The following is a 23,205-nucleotide window of genomic DNA, read 5'->3' as shown; positions in this document are numbered from 1 at the left end:
GCAATGAGAGATTGTATTGATTTTAAATTTTGATTTTATATTTCACCAATATTGGATCTTCCTGATCCACTAAAATGTCCATTGCAGATTCCAATTTTTTATTGTGCTTTCCGAACAAATCTGTTTTTAAAGCAAAATCAATTCCTTCTGGGAACAAAACTTCATAATAGTATCCATCTTTACTAAAGCCAGGCTTGCCAATAGAAGAACCAAAGGCACTAGAAAGTTTATATTTCATACTCGGGTATTGTAAGTACAAATGGTATAAAGGCATGCTTTCTAAGCCTGCATCTTGTGAAAAATTATTTGGTTTTATCCCAAAAAGTAGGATCCTAATTATGTCGTTTGCAGCTGAAGCACTACCGAGATTGAAGTTGAATTTTTGTGAAGGAATTACATTCTCCATCACATCATCGACCTCATTTTTTAATTTATCAGGAAGATTATTGTTAGCCAAATCAAGGACTACAAAGGGATTGATTTTGTTTTCTTGGAAATGATAAAGCGTATCAGAAGCTCCAAAGTTAAGTAGATATGTATTGTCAGATAGCTTTGTGATCTCACCTTCTACTAAGTTTGAACTCAGTTTCCAACCTTTCGGATAAAGAGCCTGTTTTGTTTTAGACTTTTCATCATAGATATAGAATGGTTGGTATTGGTTATTGCCATCTTCCTCAAATCCATAATCGGAGACAAATAACCATTTCTCATCATCGATTTTTGCAAAATCGGGGATATTTGGAAGGTCTAAATTCTCAAATTCTTTTGGCCTTTGTATTCGAAAGTTTCTTTGTCGTATAGCTTGAAGACACCTTTGTAGTTCCAGATTGCAAGTTTATCACCAAACATATCTAATCTTAGTATGAAAGGGTATTCTTCGGGGCCACCACCTTGCTTATTGAATGATTGAATGTATTTACCTTCTGTGTCAAAAACATGTATTGGAGTATCTTTATGGCCTCCTGTAGAGAAATAAATATGTTCATCTTCTAAAAGCATGGCATTATGACTAGATTTTTTGATTGGAGAATCATCAGGTATCTGAAAGGGAAGAAATATAATATCTTCAATTATTTCATCAAGTGCTTTAATATCTTCAGCTTCAATAAGCAATGTTGAGAAATCATGGTTGGTGTCAGTATTAGGGCTACAAGAAAGACAAAGGATTAATAGTAGAAAAAGGGTGGAGAGAGTGGATGTTTTTCATATCAATAAAATGCTAAAACAAGATAACTAAAAATACTGTTTTTTTTCAGGATTATTCCTCTGACTGTTTCTTTTTTTTAAAAAAGTGATTAGTTTTAAATATTAACTAAAGTGTTGTTAATTATAAAAAAGAAAAAACAAATTAGCAAATTCAGATATGGCAGTAAGCATCATGACAATGGGACAAGGGCTAGTTCAGCCTGTGAATTTAGAAGCACAGTCGGGAGGGGGAGTAGAATGGTGTTAATTTATTGATGGTTGTAAAAATTTGTCTTTCAATAATTTATGTCTTTGTGAGTAGTTCTAAACCGCTATTGATATATTTCAATAACGGTACTTTAAACATACAATTTATGAAACAGATTTTATTATGCTTCATCATCGTTTTGATTGTGAGCTGCAAATCAAGAACTGAAACTGCGGGGTTATTGGAATTTGAAGAGACAATTTCATTTCAGGCTTCCGACATGGTACTTACTAACCCTGGAATGATTCAACTTGTTGAAACTGACTCAGGAGAATTCATTTTTTATTATAACCATATTATTAAGAAGTTGCAATTCACTGAATTTCCTTCTGGCAAGCATATATTAAATGTACCCTTGGAATTCGATGAAGAAAAAAGAGCAAGAAGGCTCACAGGAGTAACCTTAATTTCAAAAGATACAATAGGAGTTACCTTTTTCCTCCAGCAATTGGAATCATTGATTTTTCTGGGAATCTTTTAAAGTTTGAGCCTTTGAATGAAGAGAGTTTTAATGTTAGCCATATTGGTGCAGGAAGCTACACTCCTTTATTTTTGGAAGGGAATGAGATCTTTGGTGCGCAACCTTTTTTGATGGCGCATCATCAAATGAAAAAATCAGACATTCAAAAACAGCATCTGCTATATAGTTTTAATTTGTTGACAAGTAAATTTCAATGGCAAAATGTTTTTTACAAAGAAAACTATTGGGATCAAGGCAAAAAGCTATCGTATTTTGCATGGGCAAGAAGGGAGAATAAAATTTATATATCTCCATATTATGATCATGAAATCCAAGTGTACGACAATGACTCTAAGGAAATTACTCTAAGGAAAGAAGTCAAATCAAAATATGTCAATAAATTCAATTTTGTTGATGAGTTACCAGGAAGTTCAGAGGAAGCGGTTTTAAACACTATTGGTTCTGATCAATATGAAATTTTTCTTTATGATAAATATAGGGATGTGTTTTATAGAATTTTCCTCCCAGGTTATGAACCTCAAGAGAGCCTTGAAATTGAAAAACTTCGTATGCTTGAACGCTCAAGACCAATAACGGGCATTATGATCTTGGACAAAGATCTTAACACCTTAGCGGAACATGTTTTTGATGAATTTGAAGTACATTCCTCGGATAATTTTTTGGTTGGAAGACAAGGTCTATATGTCTCTACCAATAATATGAACAGAGATGATTTTAGTGATGATTACTTTAGATATAAGATATTAAAGGTCAATCTAGATGAAAAGTAGGGATTGCAATAAAAAAACACCCCAAGAAAATCATCTTGGGGTGTTTGATTGGCTTTGTGTAAGCAAGTAGCTATTGACAACACAGGGCTTTGTCCAATCTCTTTTGATTGACATTTCTCTCTTGTATCTTGACTCTTGTCTCTCGCTTCTACGAGAGATTGTGGATTAAATTTACTTTGTACTTAGCACACATTAAAACTCTTGTTTCTTGTTCCTGCTTGCAGCAGGCGAGTCTATCTATCTAATCTCTCGCTTCACGCCTTTGGCTTCTCTTCTCACTCCTCACCCAAAAACGGATATCTATAATCCACAGGTGATACGAATGTTTCTTTGATTGTTCTTGGAGACACCCATCTTAGCAAGTTGATCATTGACCCAGCTTTATCATTGGTTCCAGAAGCTCTAGCGCCTCCAAATGGCTGCTGACCTACCACTGCTCCTGTTGGTTTATCGTTGATATAGAAGTTACCTGCTGCATTTCGGAGTTTTTTGGTCGCAAACTCGATGGCATATCTGTCAGTTGAGAAGATGGCTCCTGTAAGGGCGTATGGAGATGTTTGGTCCACCAGTTCCAGGGCTTCTTCGAAATGCTCTGCATTGTACACATAGATTGTCAATACTGGGCCAAAGATTTCTTCCTGCATGGTCTTGTACATTGGATCTTGGGTGACGATCACAGTAGGTTCAATGAAATAACCTTTTGACTTATCGAAATTGCCACCCGATATGATCTCAACACCTTCAGCACCTTTTGCTTCAGTGATGTATTTGCTGATTTTGTCAAATGATTTCTCATCTATTACAGCATTGATAAAGTTGGAAAAATCCTCTGTAGGTCCCATTTTCATGGATGACAGGTCTTCAAGCAAGTATTTTTTCACATCAGCCCAGATATTGTTTGGGATATAAGCTCTTGAAGCTGCACTACATTTCTGACCTTGAAACTCAAAAGCACCTCGTGATAAACCTACAGCTACTGCTTTTGGATTCGCTGACTTATGCGCAATGACAAAGTCTTTTCCGCCAGTCTCTCCTACGATTCTTGGGTATGATTTGTATTTGAATATGTTTTCACCGATTGTCTTCCAGATATGTTGGAAAACTCCTGTGGATCCAGTGAAGTGAATTCCGGCAAAGTCTGGGTGATTGAAAATGATGTCTCCAGCTGTTGGGCCATCTACATAGATTAGGTTGATTACTCCGTCAGGAACTCCCGCTTCTTTGAACACATCCATCAGGACTTTTGCAGAATAGATTTGTGTGTAAGCAGGCTTCCATACGATGGTATTACCCATCATGGCTGCGGAAGTTGGGAGATTTCCTGCAATTGCAGTGAAGTTGAATGGTGTCAATGCGAATACAAAACCTTCCAATGGTCTTTGCTCCACTCTATTCCATACGCCATCACCTGATACAGGAGGCTGCTGTGCGTAGATTTCTGTCATGTATTGTACATTGAACTTTAAGAAATCTATAAACTCACAAGCAGCATCAATCTCTGCTTGAAAAGCATTCTTAGATTGACCAAGCATGGTAGCAGCATTAATTTTTGCCCTATATGGTCCAGCTAGGAGGTCTGCAGCTTTCAGGAAAATAGCTGCACGCTGTTCCCATTCCATTGTTTCCCAAGCGGCTTTAGCTCCAAGAGCTGCGTTGATGGCTTGCTCTACATGAGAAGCATCACCTTCGTGGAAATATCCCAAGATGTGCTGATGATCATGTGGGGGAGACATGGATTTTTTATTGCCAGTTCTCACTTCTTCAGATCCGATGTACATGGGTACATCAATTTCTTGAGAGCGGAATTCTTTTAGTGTCTTTTGAAGCTCAGCTCTCTCTGGTGATCCAGGTGCATAAGCTTTTACCGGTTCGTTTTTCGGTACCGGTACATTGAAAAAACCTTTAAGCATTTCTATTTGGATTTTATATGATTTCTGAATGTTACAAATATAAGCAACATGGACTGGAATGCCTTTGGATCAATGAATTTTATATGATTTTTGGATTTCGGCCTTTTTTAAAATTAGAATGAAAGTTGGTGTTTTTATAGTAAACCTTCCAATTCCTTCAAATGTGAAATGGTGTAAGTAGGCTTATAATCGCAGCCTTTTCCCGAAGGGTCGTAATACACTTGATCAATATTGGCATTGATAGCACCTAGAATGTCAGAATTGGGATTGTCTCCAATCATTAGGACTTTGTCATTGGTGACGCCTAATTTTTCCAAGGCATAATGAAAAATCCTAGCATCTGGCTTTTTGTGACCAGTTGTCTCGGAGGTGATGATCAAATCAAAGTAAGGAGTCAGCCCAGATGCGGTGAGTTTTTTTTCTTGGCTTTCATTGAAGCCATTGGTGATGATGTGCATGGGATATCCGGGTTTTAGGTATTCCAATATCTCCAATGCATAAGGGAGCAAATGCTGCTTGGTGGAGGTTCTGTGCATAAAATCGAGTTCAAGCTCCGAAGGTATTTCAAGAGATGTAGCTTTGATCTCTTCGAATATCAACCTGAAGCGGGATTCTCTCAAGCCAATTTTATCAATTTTACCTTGGTTGTATAGATCCCAGAGTTTGTAATTAACTTGATAAAATCCCTTTATGAAATGATCAGCATTCGTGATGCCGAAGTTAATTAATTCAAAATGGTCGAAAATCTCTGATAAAGATTCTTGTACATTGCGATCATAGTCCCAGAGGGTATGGTCTAAGTCAAAGAAAATGTGTTGGTATTTTTTCAAAGCTGTTACTTTCTGTATGGGTTGTTTTGAATCTTGTTTATGGCAAGTTCTCTGTTGGAAAATAAGATTTGATATACTTCCTGATCTTTGATAAGATTAGGGTCTTTTTGAATAAACTTAAAAGTTTGCTGTATGATTTCAATGGCTTCGTCTAATATGTAGTAAAAAGTCCATTGATCCACTCTTCGGCTTGCTACCAAGCCCGCGTTTTTTAGGTATATCAAATGCCTGCTTGTCTTCGTTTGGGTGAAATCTAAGATATGTTCAAGATCAGAAATCGATAGTTCTTTGTTTTGAATGAGCAAGTGAAGGATCCTTACACGAGGTTCTTCGGATAATGCTTTGAATATCCGCATCCCATAGCTCAAACTGATGTTTTTAAGTCTCATTAATAACTTTTAACAGAGAAATTCGGTTATGAATTAAGTAAATGATGTGAAAATAGGCTATTATTATACCGTGATTTAAACATAGCCTAAATTTAGGCCGTAAATAAAATAAAACGCTAAAATTTGGACACAATTATAAAAAATATTGCTTCATTTTCGATTTTGTTATTTTTGGTTGTCGTTTTTAAGCCAGCGCAAGCTCAAGATCAAAAGGATAGAAAAGTGATTCAGTTGTCAGGTATTGTCCTCAATGCTGATAGTACAGATGCCGTTCCAGGTGTCAATATCTACGTACCCAAAAAGGGAAGAGGTACCAGTTCTGGTAGGTTTGGATATTTCTCTATGCCGGTATTAGAAGGAGATTCAGTTGTATTTAGTTTCATTGGGTTGCAGCGTCAAGTTTTTGCTGTTCCTGAGAATGTGGCAGAAGATAAGATCAGTTTGATTTTGACGATGCAAGATGATGAGATGTCCTTGGCTGAGATTGAAGTGATGCCTTATCCTACAGAAGAGGAATTCAAAAGAGCTGTATTGGCAATAAACTATGAAGCACCAATGGCCATAGATGCCCGAGGTAGCCTTAGTCCTGAGACCTTGTTGCGATGGGCTGAAAACATGCCAGCATCTGGGAATGAGAATTTCCGAGGATTCCAACAAGGCCAGATTATGCAGATTCAAGATCGATATGGACCGAGACCATTCAGATTGCTTGATCCATTTGCGTGGTCACAATTCATCCAATCTATCAAGAGAGGGGATTTGAAGAAGAAAGATTAAGTGGGAAGTTGAGTGATGAAGTACCATGTACAATGTATTAAGTACTAAGTAAATATAATCTACAATTTTAGAATTTCCATTTCTTTATCCTTTTTTGCCTACAGGTAAGTTAGTAGTATGAAAAGTTTCAAGTATTTGTTCTGAGATGGACGTAGCCCAATTCATGAATTGTGAAATGAGATTGAAAAAAAGCCCTGATCGCCAGTGGGTTTGATAGTTCACTAGGTAGAAAAAAATATAAACCGAACACCATTCAGGTTTTTATTGACTACCAATCAGCTAATGTGGGTAATCCAGTTAAACCTGGAAGATTCTGTGTTAAATTTCAGAAGATTCTATTGCTACTATAAATCAATCGAATACAACATTCTCTTGCAGATTCTAGGTTAAAAAAAACCGCTGAATCCTTTGGGTTCAGCGGTTTTGTTTTTTACATATCTAATTCAACTTGCTTAATCTTACTTTTACCTCGATGTACATCATACTTTGTTCTTGGTACTTGAGACTTTGTACATCCTAAAATGCTCTGTATTACTTCATCGATTTCATTAATTTCTGTAATACACCTTCCTCTTTCATTACCTTTTCGATGTCCGCAACAGTCCTTGGAACAAATTGACTAAGGTTCTCGTATCCATTTTCCGTTATCAAAATGTTATCTTCTATACGGATGCCAATACCCCACCATTTTGCATCGCAATCTGAACCTTCTGGGATGTAGATGCCTGGCTCAATAGTGAAGACCATACCTGGCTCTAATGGCCCATATCCACCTCTATCATGTACGTCTAAACCCAAATGATGGCTAATGCCATGCGGTAGGTAGCTATGGTTTTGTCCTTTTTTGATGATACCAAGTTTGGCAAGACCTTCATCTACGATTTCTTTTGAAATTTGCCCGATGGCTCTGAAATCAGCTCCTGGTTTGCTGGCCTTGGTGCTTTCTTCAAGTGCTTTGAGGACGATCTCATAGATGGCTTTTTCTTCAGGAGAAAACTTGCCTTTGATAGGAACTGTACGCGTGATATCTCCGGAGTAGCCTCTGTATTCAGCTCCTATGTCCATTAGGATAACCCCTTCTTGCAAATCTCTTACACTGTTATAGACATAGTGAAGTATGGTGGAATTATTTCCAGCTCCAGCGATAGATCCATAGCCCACGTATTCAGCTCCTAGTGCTTTATGCACAAATTCATGGACACCTTGTATAGCTCTTTCTGATACACCTGGTTGAATTGACTTGAAGGCTTCGATATGACCTTTTCCTGATATTTCAACCGCTTTTTTGATTATTTCGATTTCCTCATCGGTTTTTACACCTCTCATTTGATGCATAATTTGATTCAAAATCTGATCGGCAGGTCTTGCTGGACTTGGATTGACTGCTTTGAAAGAATCAACCATTGATTTCAAGATAGCATTGTGCCTGCCGCCTTCTATCTCAGGGGTATTGAATGCTAGCGTTTGAGAAAATTGTGAGAAATCTACCTCAGGTGTTTTTAGAAAATCACTGTTGAGATATACATGGTTGAGCTTTAAATTTTCTTTAACGCCTTCTATTCCAAGTCTTTCACCGTCCCATTGCTCAGTTCTTGGGTCTCTTGGTTGCACAAAAATCATTTCTGAGACCTCTTCTCCGTCAATGATTTGTGGGGTTTTGAAAAGAATCAGAGCTGCATTTGGTTCTCTAAACCCTGTCAAGTAGTAAAAGTCGGAGTTGGGTCGGAAGTCGAACTCCGTGTCGTTGGACCTATTTCTTGTGGGATTGGTGAAGAAGACAGCTACAGCATTTTCAGGGAGTTTTTCTCGTAGTAGGTCACGTCTCCCTTTGTGGAACTCTGGGCTTAGTCCGTCGTCAAACCATGTTTGTGCCTGAATAGATGCGATTTCAAATATTGAAATGATAGCTACAAGTAAAACTTGTATTGATTTCCTTTTCATAAATTTAATTTAGCTAAAACGAATAGGAAAGATACATTTCATTTTTATAATGATAAAACCACTGGTCAAATTTAGGAATCCTAATCTTTGAAAATATTTATCATACTGATTTCATTGTTTTTTCTCAAAATGGATGAAATATGTGGTTTTTTAATTTGAAAGTCTTTAGAGTCAGGATATGATTTGTTTTCGTGATTAAGCAACCCTTCAAAAAGTTTTATCAATAATTCTTTATCATTATTTCCAGAACTACTTACTTTCTGGTCTTGATTTGTGGAGTTTTTAGTGAAATATAGTACTTCAATAGCATCCCCATTTTTATATTCTGAAGATATGGTGTGTAATGTTTTTTTACTTGAAAAGAATTTTTCTTCGTAATGCTTATGAGTTGTTAATTTTATAAGAAATTCAGAATCATTTGAAGTTCCTTCAGGTTTTACTTCTTCTATTTCATAAAAAGAAAAGTCTGTTTTATCATAGCTGTCTAGGTTTTTATGAGCTAAAGGCTGATCGTCAATTTCTAAGGATATATTTTTTGAGTTCTTCCAGTATTGCCATACTTCCTCATTTATGGTTTTTGTGGCAGGAGGATTTTTAAAATTAAACTTTAAATTAATCCCCTTTTCATTGTGTTGAAGCTCCTTGAGCTTCTCAAATACTTCTGCTTCTAAAAAAGGGAACTCGCTTACTTCTTCTTTTTCTGTATCATTTAGCTTGTTGTATGTAGTTCTTAGGTTTTCTAAGTCCAGTTTGTTTAAAACAAGTGTAAAAGGAGTGTTTTCTCCAAGAGCTTCAGTGATAAGTTTTTCATATGCTTCTACAGATGAAGATCCACTCAATGATGATAGTGTATCTAAGTGTTGGGAAGATGAGCTGAATACCAAAAAGGCAAATAAGCTACTTATGATTGTAAGGCTTTTGATAGATAATGCTTTCGAGATTTTCGTGCTTTCATTCATCATCTGAAGTCTTCGTTTAGTGATTCCAAATGTAGAGGCGCTACTCATTGCATATGCATTTGAACTATTAGTCAGCTTAGAGAGTAGTAGCATTTGATAGCTTTCTCTGTTTTGGTAGGTATTGTTTACTGCCTTGTCTGCCAAAAATTCGTGGTTCAATTGAATGGCTTTCTTATAAAACCAAAGCACAGGATTAAACCAAAATATTACTTTCAGAAGCTCTACAAATAGAATATCTATGCTATGGTTTTGTCTAATATGAGTGAGTTCATGGGTGAGAATTTCATTTTCGATTTGGTTGCTATGATAGGATTCAGCATTGACAAATAGATAATGGAGAAATACAAACGGCGATGTCTTTTCCTCAATCAATACATAAGTGAATCCATAATCTTTGATATTTGGGTTTTGATTTACCAACCTCTTGAATTTATTCATTTTGAAAAGTAAGACTACAAGAAAAAAAAGCGAAATAAGTGAGTAACCTATGATATGGATTGAATTCTTGCCGAATTGCTTACTTGATATTACAGTTTTAGTGGTTTCTGAAACTTCAAGGTTAGATTCACCCTCAACATGTGCCATGATGATTTCATTCTGCCTACCTTCTTTACTATTGTAGCTGATTTGATCTACTATTCTATCAATTTGATGATTTACTTGAGCAGAAACAGGGATAAAACTTGGTATTTGAAAAGTTGGAATGATCAATGAAAATGCCAAACTAGCCAATAAGTAATACCTATTAAATTTAAAGCTGTCGATTTTAGCTAATGCGAAATGGTAGATGACAAGCAGCGAACTCATCAATAAAATTGCCTTTAAAGAATAGAGTATCATGGTTTCTTGGATTTTATTTGTTCATCAATAATTGATTTTAGCGCCTCAAGTTGTTTCTCTGAAAGGTCTGTTTCTTTAGTGAAAAATGAGGCAAACTGTGCTGGAGAATCGTTAAAGAATGTTCTTATCAGTTGATTTACTTTGCTTGAAAAGTAGTTGTTCTTTGAGATCAATGGATAGTATTCTCTTGAGTTTCCAAATACCCTAAATGCGATAGCCTTTTTATCAATTAGTCTTTTGAGTAAGGTAGCAACTGTGGTGCTGGCTGGTTTTGGCTCATCATGTGCTTCTAATATATCTTTCATGAAAGCTTTTTGCTTGTCCCAGATGATACTCATCAATTGTTCTTCTGCGTTAGAAAGGTTCATGTTCGTTAGTTGTAGATTTAGTTCTACAAATGTAGAATGATTAGTTTATTTTCCAAATTAATTTAAACAAAAATTAGGTGTTTGACTAGTAGGTTAGGTTTTGGAGCTTTGTTTTTCTTCTCAAACTTCTGATAAAGCCTTTGCTAGGATTGCTTATATTTGTCCAAATTGAAAAAATACACTGATATGAAAAATTTATTATTAGCACTTTTTAGCTTTCTTACCCTAGATACCATTGCTACAGCCCAAGTCTCATCAGAATCCAATAAGCCTAAGATCGTGGTAGGCATTGTCGTAGATCAGATGAGACAAGAGTATTTTTATAAATTTCAAGAGCGCTACACAGAGGGAGGGTTTAAGAGACTGATGAATGAAGGTTTTATGATGACCAATGCCCATTACAATTACATACCGACCTACACAGGACCTGGTCACGCCTCTGTTTACACGGGGACTACCCCTGCCACGCATGGTATTATTGCCAACGATTGGTATGTGAGGAGTTTAGGGAAAACGATTTATTGTGCTGGTGATAGTACAGTAAGCGCAGTCGGAGGGACAGAAGGTAACGGTAAAATTTCGCCAAGAAATATGAAGTCTACCACCATTTCAGATGAGTTGAGATTTGCGACCAACAAGCGGTCAAAATCAGTGGGGGTAGCCATTAAAGATAGGGGAGCTGCACTTCCTGCAGGTCATTTGGGAGATGCTTATTGGTTTGATAGCAAAAAAGGGGAGTTCATGACTTCTACATATTATTATGAAGACCTTCCTGCATGGGTGAAGGCATTCAATGAAAAGAAGTTGGCGGATGAATACTTGAGTGGTACCTGGGAAACGCTTTTTCCTATAGATACTTATGTGCAAAGCATTGAAGATGATAATGATTTTGAAGGGCCATTCATTGGTAAAGATAACACCGCTTTTCCTTACGATTTGAAAGCTCTCATGGAAGATAATGGTGAATATGGATTGATCTCTACGACACCTTTCGGGAATACAATGACTCTAGAAATGGCTTATGCGGCTATAGAAGGAGAGCAGCTTGGAAAAAGAGGGGAGACGGATTTGCTTGCAATCAGTTTTTCTTCTCCAGATTATATAGGGCATAGGTTTGGACCAAGTTCTGTAGAGCTTGAGGATAATTATTTGAGGCTGGATAGGGATTTGGAGAAGTTTTTTGATTTCTTGGATGATGAATATGGAGCGGGTGAGTACCTTGTGTTTTTGACAGCTGACCATGCCGTGGCGGACATTGTTAATTATATGCAGTCCGAAAATGTCCCTTCTGGTAACTTCAATACGAGGTTTGTGCTTACCCAGATGAGAGGATTTACTTCTCAGATGTTTGGTGAGGGGAATTGGATTGCCAACTATTCCAATGAACAAGTGTTTATCAACCATGATCTTGCCAAAGAAAAAGGTGTAAAGGTAGAAGATGTCCAAATGGCTTTAGCAGATTTCTTGCTTGGATTTGAGGGTGTCAAGGAAGTATATACAGCGGCTGATATGAGGCGAAATGAATATACCAAAGGTAAAAGTTCTTTGCTGCAAATGGGTTATAACCATAAAGCGTCTGGAGATCTGTTGCTGATTTTGGAACCTGCATGGTTGAGTAGTTCATTTAGAGGGACTACACATGGAACTGGGTACACTTACGATACCCATGTGCCAGTAGTGATGATGGGGTGGAATGTGAAGTCAGGAAAAAGTGCACGGTACACGACCATAACGGATATCGCGCCAACCCTTGCGATTATGCTAGGTACTCGTCTTCCAAATGGAGCTTCTGGTCAGCCGATTCTAGAGATTGTCAACCAAAAATCATATTGATATTCTAAATTACAATATTGAAAAGGTCCGTGCAGTTTTTTTGCAAGGTGCTTTAAAGTAAGGTATACTAGATTTGAATATACATTATGGCTTATGCCAGAGGATTTCACTGAAAGAACATTCAAGATGGTTTTCACCTCTTTCCCAATAAGTATTAGGTGTTCTATACTAAAATTAATTATCACAAGATGAAAATCGAGACTATTGCAATTCACGCAGGCACGAAAATCACGGATACCCACCGACCAGCTGTGCAGCCAATCACGCTATCCACCACATTTGAGCATCACAATGATTCAGTGATCTATACAAGAGCAGCAAATCCAAACAGGCTTGCTTTGGAAAATGTGTTGGCTAAACTAGAGCATGGTCAGGAAGCAGCTGCGTTTTCTTCGGGGAATGCAGCAGGTATGAGTGTATTTCAAGCGCTTCCTTCAGGTAGCCATGTGATTGCTCCAGATGATATGTATCATGGTCTGAGACATTTGTTGGTCGATGTTTTTAAGGGAGTTTTGTCAGTTGATTTTGTGGACATGACACATCCAGAGCAAGTGGAGAAGCATGTCAAGGAAAATACAAAACTGATTTGGCTTGAAACTCCCTCTAATCCACTTTTGAAAATTTCAGATATTAGGGCCATTTGTGACATTGCAAAGATCAAAGATATTCCAGTAGTCTGTGACAATACATTTGCAACTCCGGTATTTCAAAATCCGCTTGACTTAGGTGCATCAATAGTGATGCATAGCACAACAAAATACCTTGGCGGACATAGCGATATTCTTGGTGGAGCTTTAGTTACAAAGCATACCGATGAACTTTGGAGTCGTATCAGGCTAGTGCAAACTTCAGGTGGGGCCGTTCCCTCTCCATTTGATTGCTATATGTTGACCCGCAGTATCAAGACATTTCCATATAGAATGAAAGGACATGAGCGCAATGCGGTAGAAATCGCTAGATTTTTACAAAATCATAAAAATGTAGAAAAGGTTTATTATCCAGGTCTGAAAGATCATCAAGGACATGAGATTGCGGCAAGTCAAATGTCAGGATATGGGGGGATGTTGTCTTTTTTAGTGAAGGGAGATGCAGCATATGCTGATCAAGTAATTGGGAAATTAAAGTACTATACCAATGCAACGAGCTTGGGGGGGGTAGAGAGTTTGATAGAACGAAGAGCCGCTGTCGAAGGGCCAAATACCAAGACACCTCAAAATTTGATTAGGCTATCTGTTGGGCTAGAGAATTTGGAAGATTTGATAGAAGACATGGGGCAAGCATTATCGTGATGTCTCTAGGTTTAGTTATGATGTATTTGTCACCTTTTGAAAAGTAGCTACCTGAAGCGGTCTTCAAATCTTTAAATAAAACCTTGTACATTCTTTGTAGGAGAAACACTGTTTATTTCAAAGTAGTCAGTTAGGAGGTTTTTCCATACTTTCAAATTGTCTATATTTGTTCTGTAATATACTGGTGAGGTGTGGAGAAGAGTTTTAATTAGATGAAATGAAGGCTTCTTTCAGAAAATTAAAATGATAGATTCGATTTTCAGTATTATTCGCCAAGTTTCAAGCATATCATGTAGAGTAGCTATTGAATACAAATCTTGATCTTATGAAAAAATATCTCAAATACACCAAGAATTTTTACTTCATATTCACAGCTTTGTTTGTACTATGGATGGTTTTTATTGATTCAAATGATTTTTTGACCCATTTCAAATTGAGTTCCAAGCTCAATGATCTTGAAAATCAAAAGGAATACCTTTTGGAACGTAAAGAAAAAGTAAGACAAGATAGAGAGGAATTGATGAGCAATACAGAACTCTTAGAGAAGTTTGCACGTGAAAGATACCTCATGAAGAAAAAAACAGAAGATTTGTATGTTATTGTCCAAGATTAAGCTTTTTGTATTTTCATTCACTTTGATTTTAGGTGTGTTTATACTTGATCAAAGTGCCAATGCACAGCGATATATCGATCCAGAAGAAAAGCCTCCTCTTAGGGATAGGTTGTATTTTGGGGGGAATTTTGCTGCTCAATTCGGGACGATTACTTTCATCGATGTTTCTCCATTAGTTGGAGCAATGATCACTGACAAGTTTTCAGGTGGAGTAGGTGTGACTTATCAATATTTCGATGATAGGAGGTTTTTCAATACTGGAAATGGAAATAGGAGTTTATATGGAGGCAGAACCTTTCTAAGGTATAATGTGCTGCCTAATATTTTTGCTCATACAGAATATGAAGCATTGAATTTTGATTTATTCAATAGAAATACAAATGAATTCAATAGAGAGTGGGTTCCTTCATTTTTTGTTGGCGCTGGTTATTTCGCTCCTTTTGGCAGTAGAGGAGGAGCTAATTTTACTTTGCTTTACAATTTGATGCACGACAATCTAAGGTCACCATACAATGAACCATATGTGATCCGTGTGGGTTTTGTATTTTGATTTGAAATCACCCCAAGATGAAATCATTAATAGAAAAAATATTTAAATCGCATCAAGATTGCCCAGAATGTCCTTCACCCAAGTTGATTCAGACTTTTTTTGATTCGCTACTAGGTCTTCTTTTTCCAGAATTTACTTTGGAAGTTCTGCGAAATGAAGAAGATGTAAAAGGAAACCTTTTGGTACTCAAAAATCAACTAGCGGATATTTTGCAAAAAAACAAGCATCTGCATCAAGGAGATGGAGAGGTATTGAGTGATTTGTTTTTTGAGCAACTTTCTGGTGTTTTTGATTTGATACATCAAGACGTAGATGCCATGTTCGCAGGTGATCCCGCATCCAAATCTAGAGCTGAGATTCTTAGGTGTTATCCAGGTTTTTATGCCATTGCTGCCTATAGGATTGCCCATGAATTATACCTTTTGGGAGTGAAGATGATTCCAAGGATCATTACGGAATATGCACACAGTAAGACAGGAATAGATATACATCCAGGAGCAAGTATTGGACACCATTTTTGTATTGATCACGGGACAGGGCTCGTAATAGGTGAGACTACCGTTATCGGGAATTATGTCAAGCTTTATCAAGGAGTGACTTTGGGGGCTTTGAGTGTTCACAAAGAAGATGCAGATCTCAAGCGTCACCCGACCATCGAAGATAATGTCGTAATCTATTCAGGAGCGACCATACTAGGCGGAAACACGGTAATTGGGAAAAATTCTGTGATAGGAGGAAATGTGTGGCTGACCAAAAGTATTCCAGCAAACAGTAAGATTTACTATCAGGCAAAGATGTATGATGCTGGGAAAAATCAGACTGATATGTATGTGTTTAAGAATGACCAGGAAAGCTGAGGCCTAGCTTTAAAATTATTATCATGAAACTATTTGAATTGATTGGCAACACGCCACTTGTGGAAATTACCCATATTTCTTACAATGAAGATGTGAAGATTTTTTGTAAACTAGAAGGGCAAAATCCAGCTGGAAGTGTAAAAGACAGGGCTGCCTTTCACATGATAAAGTCCGCATTGGAAAGAGGGGATATCAAACAAGGAGATAAACTAATCGAAGCCACTAGTGGGAATACGGGTATCGCATTGGCTATGGTGGCGAATCTTTTGGGTGTAGGGATGACTTTGGTGATGCCAGACAATTCTACAAGAGAAAGGATACTTTCTATGGAAGCTTATGGTGCCAAAGTGATTTTGACACCAGCAGATAAGACCATTGAATATTCAAGGACTTTGGCTGAAGAATTGGTAGCTAAGGACGGATATTATATGCTCAATCAGTTTGCAAACGAGGATAATTATTTGGCACATTATCATACAACAGGGCCTGAAATATGGAGAGATACAAAGGGGCAAATAAGTCACTTTGTATCAGCTATGGGGACCACGGGTACAATCATGGGTGTGTCGAAATACCTCAAAGAGCAAAATAAAGCTATTCAGATAGTGGGGACACAGCCAACAGAAGGATCAAATATCCCAGGCATAAGAAGATGGTCACCTGAGTTTTTGCCAAAAATCTATGATGAATCTAGGGTAGATTTGATCATGGACGTAAGCGAAGAAGCCGCTGTATCTATGACCCGAAGAATGGCGGTAGAGGAGGGGATTTTAGCTGGGATGAGTAGTGGAGGAGCATTGCATGCAGCACTTGAACTGTCTAAGGAGCTCGATCATGGCGTTATTGTTTGTATTACATGTGATCGTGGAGATCGCTATTTGAGTTCAGGATTATTTGGGTAAAAAAAAATGTCCCAAAAGTATTTGATATTCTTTTGGGACATTTTGATTATTTTTTTGAAGCTATAGTGAAATTATAGCCAAAGTAAAACTGCACAGGCCAAGGCTTGTTTTCAATAGTGATCATGGGGTTATTTTCTATATCGTCCATATCATTTCTGTAATTAGCCCCTCTAAATGGAACCAAAATTCCTAGATCCCAATAAGCCCCTTCTTTTCGTCTAGAATTAAATTTCAATCCAGATCCGAAAGTTGGGCCGTAGTAGGTTTTTTGATATTGGGGCAATCCTTCAATATTGATAACTGCATTGTAGCCGTACATACCTGTGAAATAGAGTTCAGTCAGCTTTTCTGTCGGTACAGTGTATGTCAATCCTGCATTGAAACCAACACCTATAAAGTTGTATCCAAGACCTCCAAAGATCGAAAAGTTGTCTTCAACATTGTGGCTTAGCTTTCCTCCCACAATTCCGCCGTAAGGGAGTCCTATACCTACTCCGAGTGAAGTTGAACCTTTTGCCGAACTTAGGTTTTGTGCCAATGTAATGTTTGCAAGCAATAGCAAGGCAATTAGTAAAGTAGCTGATTTTAGCTTACTGTTAAGTTTGTTAATTGTGTGCATGTTCGGGATTTAGTTTAGTGATGGATTTGTCTTTTGTTTTGTCGTTCATGTGTTTTTTCAAGCCATTTTTGATAAAGAAGTCAAGGTCTTCAGCTTCACCCGAAAAGTCTCTTGCATCCAGATCAATTGGTTCTTTCTTAGAAATCAATTTATTTATGTACTTCAAAGCCTTAGTATTGTCAGGTGCAATTGGTACCAATTTTACCCCCGCTTTCATTGCTCCCGAAGTTGGCTTAACTTCTATGATATAAGTTTTCCCACTTTGTAGATTAGCTTCTATAAAGGATCTGTTTTCTGATGCTGCCCAAAAGAGATGTTCACCAGGCTCACATTCATAGGTGAAATATTTAACTCCGTTGAATTTTCCAAGATATTTTTCCCCGTCAAAGAATTTGAAATTGATCAACATTCCAGTTGCATTTGATCTTACAAAGTAAACTAGAGATTTCCCTTCAGGTGGCAATTTTAATTCTTGAGAAAAAGATTGAAAGAAAATGCCAATAGCAGTAAGACTGAGTAGGAGGACTGACTTGAGTATTGTTCTTTGCATAAGTTTGGATAGGATTTTTGCTACGAATATATCTATAAAATCCACATGTAAATATGCTGTAACTATAATTATTTTCAGTAAACCAAAAATTAGTTTTTAGGGTATAGATCTTAAGTTAAAATTTAAAATGATGCGATTATTTTTGAGGATTATATGATTGAAATTCATAAGTTTAAGGACTGATAAATGCTAAAAAAATAAATTTCATGATTTGGATGGTTTTACTCACACTTTTGGGGATAGGTTTGATATTGATCCTTACTGAGATTTTCTTTATACCAGGTACTACCATTATAGGAGTGATGGGATTTGCGATCTCGGCAGTTGGTGTAGTTTATGGATTTGCAGTTTTGGAATCGAATGTTGCATGGTTGGTTTTTTCCATGGCTTTTATACTGAATTTAGGAGCAATTATCTATGGATTTAAATCAGGAGTCTGGACTAAATTTGCTCTTCACGATACGGTAGAAGGACGAAGCTTTGACGGAAGAATGGATGGACTAGAAATAGGGATGGAAGGAAAAGCCATTTCGGACTTGAGGCCAATTGGTAAAGCTTCGTTTGGAGAGAAAATTTTAGAAGTAAAGTCAGATTCAGGCTATGTTTCTGTGGGACAAAAATTAATTATTACTAAATTGGATCATAATACTATCATTGTAAAAAGTTAAAACATGGAAAATTCAAATTCGGCCATTATTTTATTTGCAGCATTTGGCGCGCTGATCCTTCTTTTTGTCTTCTTGTACTTTGTGCCAGTCAACCTCTGGATCACAGCGATTTTTGCTAGGGTAAAGGTTAGAATTGGAGAATTGATTGGTATGAGAATCAGGAAGGTTCCACCAAGCATCATTGTTAATTCTTTGATTACAGCGACTAAAGCAGGTCTTGATTTGACAACCAATGAGTTAGAAACCCACTATTTGGCTGGGGGAAATGTGCCTAACGTGATTAGGGCATTGATCTCTGCTGACAAAGCAAATATCAATTTGAGCTTCAAGCAGGCAACAGCGATTGATTTAGCAGGGAGAGATGTTTTTGAGGCGGTTCAAATATCGGTAAACCCAAAAGTGATCAACACCCCAAATGTTGCAGCTGTAGCTGCTGATGGGATTCAATTGATAGCTAAAGCTAGGGTAACCGTAAGAGCGAACATTGCACAACTTGTAGGAGGAGCGGGAGAAGATACGATTTTGGCAAGAGTAGGAGAGGGTATAGTAACCTCTATTGGATCTGCACAAAATCATAAAAGCGTACTAGAAAATCCTGATAAGATATCTAAACTTGTGTTGGAACGTGGGTTGGATGCGGGTACAGCTTTTGAAATTTTGTCTATCGATATTGCTGATATTGATGTGGGAACAAACATCGGTGCAAAGCTTCAAATCGATCAGGCTTCTGCGGATTTGAAAGTTGCTGAAGCAAAGGCGGAAGAGCGTAGAGCTATGGCAGTAGCATTAGAGCAAGAAATGAAAGCCAAATCAGTAGAAATGAGGGCTAAGGTAATCGAAGCCGAAGCTGAAGTTCCTCAGGCTTTGGCTGAGGCTTTTAGATCAGGGAAATTGGGTGTGATGGATTATTATAGAATGGAAAATATCAAGTCAGATACTGATATGAGATCTTCTATCGCTGGAAATGATGGTGGTAGTAGCTCTGATTCGAACAAGGGGAAGTTAGGAGACAAGAAGTAAGTTCTTTGTAGTTTCTATTTGTTGATTTTGCATCTTCCAATGTGTTGCTGCTATACTCATATATTGAAAAGTGAAAAGTAAAGCTTATACCAAATTACCTCAGGGCTCCCTCTAGAGTAGACTTTGATCTAGTCTTGATTTATTTTAATAGCTTTAAACAACAAAACCTGACCAAATGGTCAGGTTTTGTTGTTTAATATATAAGACAAAGCTTGAATATTATAAATGCTAGTTACTTTTGAAAGTATTTTTAATCTTTATTTTCTCCAACTTGAGAAGACTCTTCTACAGTTTTTTCAGCTTCCAAAGCCGCTTTTTCTGCAGCTGCTTTTTCGTTCGCCTCTATTTTTCTGGTGAAGGCTTCATAAGTTGTTTCTTTTCCGAAAGGTCTTTTACCAATGAGTTTTTCAAGATCCGTTTGGAAAAGAATTTCTTTTTCTAGTAGCTCCTTTGCAAGGATTTCTAATTCATTTTTTCTTTCAGTAAGTAACTTGATTGTCCTCTCGTATGCAAAACCTATTAGTTTTCTTACTTCTTCATCTATAGTTTCAGATGTTTTTTCAGAATATGGTTTAGACATTCTATATTCAGAACTCTTGCTATCGTAGAAAGAAACATTTCCTATTTTTTCATTCATGCCATATATAGAGACTATAGAATAAGCCAATTTGGTAATTCTTTCTAGATCAGATAGTGCACCAGTAGAGATTTTTCCAAATACAATCTCTTCAGCGGCACGACCTCCAAGGGTCATACACATTTCATCGATCAATTGCTCTGTTTGATACAAAAACTGTTCTTTTGGAAGGTACTGAGCATAACCTAAGGCAGCAACTCCACGTGGGACAATACTTACTTTTACCAAAGGGTCAGCATGCTCTAAAAACCACCCTGCTACAGCATGACCTGCTTCATGATAAGCTACAATTTTCTTTTCCTCTGGTGAGATAATTTTGTTTTTCTTCTCCAATCCACCGATGACTCTGTCTATCGCATCTTGGAAATCCTGCATATCTACTGCTTCTTTGTTTCTTCTTGCAGCGATAAGGGCTGCCTCATTACAAACGTTGGCGATTTCAGCACCTGCGAAACCTGGCGTTTGAGCTGCAAGTTTTTTTGCATCGACATCTGTAACTGTTTTAATAGGCTTCAGATGTACTTTGAAAATCGCTTCTCTTCCTACAATATCTGGTTTGTCTATACTGATCTGTCTATCAAAGCGTCCTGGACGAAGCAATGCAGAATCAAGTACATCAGGCCTGTTTGTAGCAGCCAATACGATTACTCCCGTATCTGTACCGAACCCGTCCATTTCTACAAGAAGTGAATTCAGTGTGTTTTCTCTTTCATCATTAGAGCCTGGCATTTGTCCCTTACCTCTAGATCTACCGATAGCATCTATCTCATCAATGAAAATGATACACGGTGCTTTTTCTTTGGCCTGCTTGAACAAATCTCTTACTCTAGCAGCTCCCACACCAACGAACATCTCTACGAAATCAGAGCCAGAAAGTGTGTAAAATGGAACTCCAGCTTCACCAGCGACAGCCTTTGCCAAGAGTGTTTTTCCAGTTCCTGGAGGGCCTACCAGAAGGGCGCCTTTTGGAATCTTACCACCAAGCTTGGTGAATTTTCCTGGATTTTTCAAAAATTCTACGATTTCTTGAATTTCCTCCTTGGCTTCATCAAGGCCAGCAACATTATCAAATGTGATTTTTACTTTGTTTTCAGCATCAAAAAGTTGCGCTCTTGATTTTCCAACATTGAAAATTTGACCGCCCGGTCCACTTGGTCCAGCCATTCTTCTCATCATAACCCAGAAAAGTACGAATAGCAAAATCATGAAACCAAAACTAGTAAACCAGCTTCCCCATGATTCTTCGTTTTTGACATTATAGCCTATCCTTTGATTCTCGGGTACTTTTGATTCGAGTTCTTCAAAATCTGAAGCAAACTTCTCAGCACTTGCTACCTCTACAGAGTAGTGTGGTCCAGTTGGATTGAAAAATGGACTTTTACCTTCTAGTTCACTTTTGTATCGCTCATTTTCAAGTGCTGATTCTTTCAAGGTGACATCGACCCTGTTTTGGTTTCTGATGATCATCACTTTTGATACATCATTAGCCAAATATATATCTTCAAACTTGCTCTTAGTAATGTTAATTACTGTATTGCTTTTTTGAAACCAAGTCACACCAATCAGCACGATCACAGCCGTAATGATCAACCAAAGTTGTACATTTGGTTTCTGTGGGGTTTTTGGAATGAATTTTTTACTTTTATTATTTTCGCTCATCGCTAGGAATTTGTTGCCTTTATATAATTTTTTTTAAAACGAATCTGGAAGTAGAAAGTTCAATAAAACACTTAATCAATTCTGGTAATTACTGCATCACCCCACAATTCCTCTAATGCAAAGAATTCTCTTTGATCCTTAAGAAAGACATGTGCTACGACATTAGTGAAGTCAATTAGTACCCATTCATTGTTGTTTTTGCCCTCTACTCTCCAAGGTTTCTCCTTGTGGGATTTGAATACGAACTCTTCTATTGAATCAGCTATAGCTTCTACTTGCGTGTCAGAATTACCAGAACAAATTACAAAAAAATCTGTCATTGAATTTTTAACATCTCTAAGATCCATCAGCACGATTTTGGAAGCTTTTTTCTCCTCCATCCCCTTCACAATTACTTTACTCAGCTCTTCTGCTGTCATATTTTTGGTTTAAATTTACAAGATACTCAAATGTTGGCTTGAAAGAGCCTTGTTAAATATCTTTATTGGTTTACAAATTAACTATAAAAAATGTATAAAATCCTTGCCAATACATTATTTCTGGGCAAAGAAGTGATTTATCTGCCAGTCTGTCACTCGACCAATGATTTAGCCATGGATATGCTCAAGTCTGGCAAAGTGACCGAAGGAAGTATTGTCATAGCAGGTGAGCAAACTCACGGCAAAGGTCAAAGAGGTAATGTCTGGAAAAGTGAACCAAATGAAAACCTAACGTTTTCCTTGGTTCTTAGGCCCACTTTCTTGAATGCTATGGATCAGTTTTATTTGAATATTATGATTTCAGTGGCTATAGTTGAGGCATTAGCTAGTTTGAATTTGGAGCTTTTAGTGAAATGGCCCAATGATATTTACACCACTAATGGACATAAGGTAGGCGGGATCTTATTTGAAAATGTAATTTCAAAAGGGAAGGTGTCTAGTGCAGTAGTAGGTATTGGGTTAAACGTAAATCAAAAATTTTTCGATTTAGATCAAGCTACTTCTTTGGTTTGGTTATCTAAGCAAGAATTAAATCTTAAAGAGATTTTTAGCCTAATAATCCATAAAATCGAAAAAAATTATGTTTTACTAAAAGGAGGGAAATTAAGTGAATTGAAGGATAGGTATTTGAAAAGCATGTATTTGTTGAATTCTTGGGCAAAGTATTCAGATGGGGAAGATTTTATTGGTCAAATCATTGGTATCACAGAAGAAGGGAAATTAATCATGGAGAAAGAATCAGGAGTGCAAAACTTTTATGCATTCAAAGAAGTTAAGTTCATTAAGTAATAAGATTTTACATTTGGTGCAA

General features: G+C 37.2%; 24 protein-coding genes. 12 read left to right on the top strand and 12 right to left on the bottom strand.

The features are described from left to right. Nucleotides 1-22: 22 nt before the first annotated feature. Both MM239_RS05610 and MM239_RS05605 read right to left on the bottom strand, forming a co-directional pair. The gene (locus tag MM239_RS05610; RefSeq protein ID WP_241347223.1) at nucleotides 23-457 is read right to left on the bottom strand and encodes a hypothetical protein; all 435 of its coding nucleotides are present in this window, start codon (nucleotides 455-457) and stop codon (nucleotides 23-25) included. Between the two features lie 290 nt (nucleotides 458-747). Beyond that, nucleotides 748-1,167, bottom strand: a complete 420-nt coding sequence (locus tag MM239_RS05605) for a 6-bladed beta-propeller (protein ID WP_317235617.1) — start codon at nucleotides 1,165-1,167, stop codon at nucleotides 748-750. A gap of 392 nt (nucleotides 1,168-1,559) precedes the next feature. Between MM239_RS05605 and MM239_RS05600 the strand changes: the two genes are divergently transcribed. Next, nucleotides 1,560-1,934 carry a hypothetical protein gene (locus tag MM239_RS05600; RefSeq protein WP_241347221.1) on the top strand — a complete coding sequence of 125 codons (375 nt, stop codon included), beginning with the start codon at nucleotides 1,560-1,562 and terminating at the stop codon, nucleotides 1,932-1,934. Between the two features lie 11 nt (nucleotides 1,935-1,945). After that, nucleotides 1,946-2,704, top strand: a complete 759-nt coding sequence (locus tag MM239_RS05595; protein ID WP_241347220.1) for a DUF4221 family protein — start codon at nucleotides 1,946-1,948, stop codon at nucleotides 2,702-2,704. A gap of 275 nt (nucleotides 2,705-2,979) precedes the next feature. Here MM239_RS05595 and pruA read toward each other — a convergent pair whose 3' ends face one another. The 3 genes from pruA to MM239_RS05580 all read right to left on the bottom strand — a co-directional run bounded on the left by pruA (nucleotide 2,980) and on the right by MM239_RS05580 (nucleotide 5,833). Continuing rightward, nucleotides 2,980-4,614 (bottom strand): L-glutamate gamma-semialdehyde dehydrogenase, encoded by a 1,635-nt coding sequence (pruA, locus tag MM239_RS05590; RefSeq protein WP_241347219.1) that lies wholly within the window; start codon nucleotides 4,612-4,614, stop codon nucleotides 2,980-2,982. Between the two features lie 134 nt (nucleotides 4,615-4,748). Beyond that, entirely contained in the window at nucleotides 4,749-5,444 is a 696-nt protein-coding gene (locus tag MM239_RS05585; protein WP_241347218.1) for a YjjG family noncanonical pyrimidine nucleotidase, read from the bottom strand. 5 nt (nucleotides 5,445-5,449) lie between these two features. Beyond that, nucleotides 5,450-5,833: an ArsR/SmtB family transcription factor gene (locus tag MM239_RS05580; protein ID WP_241295968.1), complete on the bottom strand. Its 384-nt coding sequence runs from the start codon at nucleotides 5,831-5,833 to the stop codon at nucleotides 5,450-5,452. Nucleotides 5,834-5,992: 159 nt separating this feature from the next. Here MM239_RS05580 and MM239_RS05575 point away from each other — a divergent pair, with 159 nt between their 5' ends. Beyond that, entirely contained in the window at nucleotides 5,993-6,610 is a 618-nt protein-coding gene (locus MM239_RS05575; protein ID WP_241347277.1) for a carboxypeptidase-like regulatory domain-containing protein, read from the top strand. A gap of 531 nt (nucleotides 6,611-7,141) precedes the next feature. Here the strand turns inward: MM239_RS05575 and MM239_RS05570 are convergent. From MM239_RS05570 to MM239_RS05560, 3 genes are all read right to left on the bottom strand, one after another. Then, nucleotides 7,142-8,551 carry an aminopeptidase P N-terminal domain-containing protein gene (locus MM239_RS05570; RefSeq protein ID WP_241347217.1) on the bottom strand — a complete coding sequence of 470 codons (1,410 nt, stop codon included), beginning with the start codon at nucleotides 8,549-8,551 and terminating at the stop codon, nucleotides 7,142-7,144. Between the two features lie 80 nt (nucleotides 8,552-8,631). Next, on the bottom strand, nucleotides 8,632-10,317 hold the full coding sequence (locus MM239_RS05565) for a M56 family metallopeptidase (protein WP_241347216.1): 1,686 nt from the start codon (nucleotides 10,315-10,317) through the stop codon (nucleotides 8,632-8,634). Nucleotides 10,318-10,346: 29 nt separating this feature from the next. Then, nucleotides 10,347-10,718 (bottom strand): BlaI/MecI/CopY family transcriptional regulator, encoded by a 372-nt coding sequence (locus MM239_RS05560; protein WP_241347215.1) that lies wholly within the window; start codon nucleotides 10,716-10,718, stop codon nucleotides 10,347-10,349. A gap of 186 nt (nucleotides 10,719-10,904) precedes the next feature. On the opposite strand from MM239_RS05560, the gene pafA reads away from it, so the two are divergent. The 6 genes from pafA (at nucleotide 10,905) to cysM (ending at nucleotide 16,762) form a co-directional block, all read left to right on the top strand. Then, on the top strand, nucleotides 10,905-12,551 hold the full coding sequence (pafA, locus tag MM239_RS05555) for an alkaline phosphatase PafA (RefSeq protein WP_241347214.1): 1,647 nt from the start codon (nucleotides 10,905-10,907) through the stop codon (nucleotides 12,549-12,551). A 188-nt stretch (nucleotides 12,552-12,739) separates the two neighbouring features. Beyond that, a complete protein-coding gene (locus MM239_RS05550; RefSeq protein WP_241347213.1) occupies nucleotides 12,740-13,840 on the top strand; it encodes a trans-sulfuration enzyme family protein in 1,101 nt (366 codons plus the stop codon). Nucleotides 13,841-14,165: 325 nt separating this feature from the next. Continuing rightward, the gene (locus tag MM239_RS05545; protein ID WP_241295964.1) at nucleotides 14,166-14,453 is read left to right on the top strand and encodes an FtsB family cell division protein; all 288 of its coding nucleotides are present in this window, start codon (nucleotides 14,166-14,168) and stop codon (nucleotides 14,451-14,453) included. Next, nucleotides 14,434-15,003 (top strand): hypothetical protein, encoded by a 570-nt coding sequence (locus MM239_RS05540; RefSeq protein WP_241347212.1) that lies wholly within the window; start codon nucleotides 14,434-14,436, stop codon nucleotides 15,001-15,003. The genes MM239_RS05545 and MM239_RS05540 overlap by 20 nt, the downstream gene beginning before the upstream one ends. A 17-nt stretch (nucleotides 15,004-15,020) precedes the next feature. Continuing rightward, nucleotides 15,021-15,860, top strand: coding sequence for a serine O-acetyltransferase EpsC (gene epsC, locus MM239_RS05535; RefSeq protein WP_241347211.1), 840 nt, complete (start codon nucleotides 15,021-15,023; stop codon nucleotides 15,858-15,860). A 23-nt stretch (nucleotides 15,861-15,883) separates the two neighbouring features. Next, nucleotides 15,884-16,762 carry a cysteine synthase CysM gene (cysM, locus tag MM239_RS05530; RefSeq protein ID WP_241347210.1) on the top strand — a complete coding sequence of 293 codons (879 nt, stop codon included), beginning with the start codon at nucleotides 15,884-15,886 and terminating at the stop codon, nucleotides 16,760-16,762. A 46-nt stretch (nucleotides 16,763-16,808) separates the two neighbouring features. Here the strand turns inward: cysM and MM239_RS05525 are convergent, their stop codons facing one another. Continuing rightward, nucleotides 16,809-17,381, bottom strand: a complete 573-nt coding sequence (locus MM239_RS05525; protein ID WP_241347209.1) for a hypothetical protein — start codon at nucleotides 17,379-17,381, stop codon at nucleotides 16,809-16,811. Continuing rightward, on the bottom strand, nucleotides 17,368-17,931 hold the full coding sequence (locus tag MM239_RS05520) for a DUF2846 domain-containing protein (RefSeq protein ID WP_241347208.1): 564 nt from the start codon (nucleotides 17,929-17,931) through the stop codon (nucleotides 17,368-17,370). Before MM239_RS05520 ends, MM239_RS05525 begins: the two co-directional genes overlap by 14 nt. A gap of 206 nt (nucleotides 17,932-18,137) precedes the next feature. On the opposite strand from MM239_RS05520, the gene MM239_RS05515 reads away from it, so the two are divergent. Then, nucleotides 18,138-18,599: an NfeD family protein gene (locus MM239_RS05515; RefSeq protein WP_241347207.1), complete on the top strand. Its 462-nt coding sequence runs from the start codon at nucleotides 18,138-18,140 to the stop codon at nucleotides 18,597-18,599. A 3-nt stretch (nucleotides 18,600-18,602) separates the two neighbouring features. Continuing rightward, nucleotides 18,603-19,619 (top strand): flotillin-like protein FloA, encoded by a 1,017-nt coding sequence (floA, locus tag MM239_RS05510; RefSeq protein WP_241347206.1) that lies wholly within the window; start codon nucleotides 18,603-18,605, stop codon nucleotides 19,617-19,619. Nucleotides 19,620-19,869: 250 nt separating this feature from the next. Here the strand turns inward: floA and ftsH are convergent, their stop codons facing one another. Both ftsH and rsfS read right to left on the bottom strand, forming a co-directional pair. Then, nucleotides 19,870-21,915 carry an ATP-dependent zinc metalloprotease FtsH gene (ftsH, locus tag MM239_RS05505; protein ID WP_241347205.1) on the bottom strand — a complete coding sequence of 682 codons (2,046 nt, stop codon included), beginning with the start codon at nucleotides 21,913-21,915 and terminating at the stop codon, nucleotides 19,870-19,872. 71 nt (nucleotides 21,916-21,986) lie between these two features. Then, nucleotides 21,987-22,334 (bottom strand): ribosome silencing factor, encoded by a 348-nt coding sequence (gene rsfS, locus MM239_RS05500; protein WP_241347204.1) that lies wholly within the window; start codon nucleotides 22,332-22,334, stop codon nucleotides 21,987-21,989. A gap of 90 nt (nucleotides 22,335-22,424) precedes the next feature. Here rsfS and MM239_RS05495 point away from each other — a divergent pair, with 90 nt between their 5' ends. Next, entirely contained in the window at nucleotides 22,425-23,183 is a 759-nt protein-coding gene (locus tag MM239_RS05495; protein WP_241347203.1) for a biotin--[acetyl-CoA-carboxylase] ligase, read from the top strand. Nucleotides 23,184-23,205 lie beyond the last annotated feature (22 nt).

This window comes from Belliella filtrata, assembly GCF_022549775.1.
Classification (GTDB): domain Bacteria; phylum Bacteroidota; class Bacteroidia; order Cytophagales; family Cyclobacteriaceae; genus Belliella; species Belliella filtrata.
This window is presented reverse-complemented; position numbering and strand designations above follow the sequence as displayed.